General features: G+C 40.5%; 4 protein-coding genes. All 4 read right to left on the reverse strand.

Features of this window, described 5'->3' with window-relative positions; genetic code table 11:
* Nucleotides 1-466 (reverse strand): transposase (locus L4D74_RS24910; protein ID WP_489686473.1); only part of this gene is annotated, 466 nt, incomplete at its 3' end.
* A gap of 141 nt (nucleotides 467-607) precedes the next feature.
* Entirely contained in the window at nucleotides 608-1,144 is a 537-nt protein-coding gene (locus L4D74_RS24915) for a hypothetical protein (protein ID WP_428755081.1), read from the reverse strand.
* A gap of 14 nt (nucleotides 1,145-1,158) precedes the next feature.
* Nucleotides 1,159-1,587: a hypothetical protein gene (locus L4D74_RS24920; protein WP_428755083.1), complete on the reverse strand. Its 429-nt coding sequence runs from the start codon at nucleotides 1,585-1,587 to the stop codon at nucleotides 1,159-1,161.
* The gene (locus tag L4D74_RS24925) at nucleotides 1,571-2,722 is read right to left on the reverse strand and encodes a hypothetical protein (protein ID WP_428755085.1); all 1,152 of its coding nucleotides are present in this window, start codon (nucleotides 2,720-2,722) and stop codon (nucleotides 1,571-1,573) included. Before L4D74_RS24925 ends, L4D74_RS24920 begins: the two co-directional genes overlap by 17 nt.
* Nucleotides 2,723-3,295 lie beyond the last annotated feature (573 nt).

Raw genomic sequence — 3,295 nt, forward strand, 5'->3', positions numbered from 1 at the left:
TATCTTCTCGGTTCGCCCTACACGCAATGTCGTAATTGAGCTCTTTCATGAACCAACTTAAGTTCCACAGCCTTTCTCGCCATATTTCAATGAGCTCAATACACTTGTCTTCTTCTACCTGGTGAGTGAGTTGCTTATTTTGCCAACGTTCTATGAGTGCCGGTAATTTATGTTCACGCCCCCAGTGCTCGACCACATCGTGTAGTGACAATGCTAACGCTTTGTCTTTATTGATATGAAGCACCAAGTGATAGTGATTACTCATGATGGCGTAAGCGCAAACATCGATGCAGTATACGTGTGTCAGAGCGTGAATTTTTCGCTCTATCCACTCTCTTCGATGTTCGTAGCTCGTGTTGGTGAGCGGGTCTTCCCCGCACAAAAAGCTACGCCTCACACAACGTGATACGCAGTGGTAATACGAGGTAGCATCCACGGAGATAAGTTGTTTTCTGGCCGTTGTCAAAATGAGGTCTGCTATAAAGGTTTTAAGTAACTTAGCAGCTCTCTTTTAATAGAATTGTTGGTGAGTCGGCGAATTCAATAAAATCAAACTAATTTCATACTTTTGGTGTGTGTCCTTTTAATCGCGAAACACTGTTAACAATCATACAGAGTAAACCTCTAATTCAGATTCATTATCACTTATCTCAATATCCTGCATCTCTGTGTTTTCCCATAATTTTTTGAACATGTGTAGATCTTCATTACTTTCAGGAATAATAATACTTGAATCTTGAATGACTAGTTTTACACAATGTGATTGCTGAGGAGGAATGCTCTCATAAAGGGCTGTGATTTTTTTATTATCAGTAACCCCTCCAATCACTAGTTCTGAGGCATCGATAATAATGCACTGGCAAGGAATAAAACTACCTAAAGTACCTAATTTAGATTCTAAGTTGTTCAGCAGTTCTGAATCTAAATGATCTCGTTCCAAACATCCAACAATGGCAAACTGATAACTATCGGTCTTTCTAACGACTTTACCTGATAGCCAAGGTTTGTAGTCCGCATCAACGATTTGCACCCACCATCTCCATTTTTCAAATGTGTTACGAACCTTTTTATTCTGTTGTTTCTTTTCAAAAAACACACACAGAATCATCACAATAAATGCTGCGGCTATTAAACTAATCGTCATACTTACCTCTTAGGTTACATAGACCTTACCCATTTTCGGTAAATGCTTGTTCCTGCATTCCTGTTAAGCTCGTCACTGTAGACGTAGCCGTATTTATCCATCAAATCAAATGTATGGAACGTCCACCCCGCTGCAAACGCAATGCCAATGAGACAGAAAAATAAAATGATCTTGTTCCACTTGGCTCGTTTCTGATGTGATTCTAATTGAACGATTGTTGTGCCGTAATAAAATGCCTTGGGTGTCATGAAGATCAAATAAAGAACCACTCCAAAGCCACCAATAGGAAGCCATAGAGCTAGAGGGGAAAATGTCACTACTTGCTCATGATTCAACAAGTCTAAGTAGTTTTGGAGTGTATCGTTAGATATCAAGAGCCAAGCACCAAACCCTAGCAACCACATAAAGATCACTGCTAATCTTACTCTAGTTTTCGACTGCATTTTCAAGCTCCGTCACAATTGATTTTGAGATTTCGTATTCGCTCCATATCAGTTCGATAGCTAAATAAGCTAACGCACACACAATACCACCAATGAGTATTGAACCGGTCATAGCGACAACAACAAACAAAGCTGCTTCTCCTGCCCCATATTGTAACAGTGCTTTAAACATATCAGCACCAACGTTACCAAACCAATCCACTAGATGATAATCATCCTTAAAGATAAGATCAGAAGTGGCAATGCTTGCAGACACTACAAATGTGAGTACCGCAGCTCCTTTGAAGTTTGCAGCTCTTGATTTCGGGCTAAAGCCAGTTTGCATTGCTTTAAATGAGTTGAGTGGATATTTTTTTCCGTTCATGTTGATACGAGTGCCATTTACAAACGCATGTTTGAGTGCTTTCCCGTTCTGATCTGTCCCATTAAAGGCAACAAAGATTTTTCCTTTACTCTCAACAAGATCAGCCTTAATGTTCATATCCCCGAATTGCCTAGCAATAGACGCAGCATCAAACATCGGCTCTGTGTGGTTAAACCATGAGTTGGCAGTATTAATACTCGCAGCAAGAGCAGCAACGTCTTTACCTGATTCAAGCCAAACGTTATGCAATATCTTGTGCGCATCTTCTAAATCAGTGATAAGCACATGTTGCATATTCTTTGCCATTTCTTCTTCAAGAGAACACTCTAAAGCGAGAGAGTCACTCAATCTTTTTTCAACCGTTTGAGTTTGACTATACAACAGAGGCTCTGAGCTACAGGGGTCGTTAACTGGCGAACTGGGTTGAACGGAAGCTATATCGGCACTTCTACCTGACGGCTCATGAGCGAGTTCACTAGCAAACTGTTCAAATATGCCGTTTGATACTTCACCCATCGGTTTTAACGGACGCTCAAGCGGATTAGCTAAACCATCTTCCGTAGGATTTAAACGACCACGGATAGCATCATTCATGTTTTTAAATGCCTTGATGCCTCTTGATTCAAGCGCAATCTGTTCCTGCTCTTTCTTTTGGTAAAAGGCATTCTGGTCCTGTGTGTATGCCCTTTGAGCATCAAAAATTGTCGAATACTTCACTCTTTTGTAAACCAATGAATTAACAATTGGAGCATGCCCTAAATGTTGCTGCATCGCGGTTTGGTCATAAAACATATCAACGGCTTGATCGAATGTGACATGACACTTTTCCCAAAAGGGACTACCACGCTGTGCGAACGGATAGTTTCGACCTTTGGGTGGAGGGGGGCTGCTCATGATGTGCTCACATTGTTGAATTAAGAGTGTGTAATCATAACGATTTTTCTTGGTGTGTAATATTGGAAAATTGTTAGATAGGTAAATTCACTATCAAAAACAACACTTAGAAGTCAATCGAGCGCTCTTAGCGAAGATTTTGAACATTTGAATCTTATAAAGGACACACACCTAAAAAGAAATCAAAAGCAATCCCGTATTCAAAGTAGCAATCAACTGCATACTTTTGCTTTCTTCAATCTAATTTGGTGAAACTGTCTAGTTTCTTAAGAGACGTTACTGACGTTTAGGGACTGGGCAAACGACAGTATCCAGAATTTTTACTGGCCTATTGGGTAGGAGTGGCGGTGAAAGTGGGGCTTATTCTAGTTGATAGGTTTGCATCTTGCTCTTTTTTAAGGCGGCCTTAGCTTGAACTGTATTAATGTGACACCCAACCGCAGTCGAACG

It is taken from the genome of Vibrio cionasavignyae, from assembly GCF_050337155.1.
Lineage (GTDB): Bacteria > Pseudomonadota > Gammaproteobacteria > Enterobacterales > Vibrionaceae > Vibrio > Vibrio nomapromontoriensis.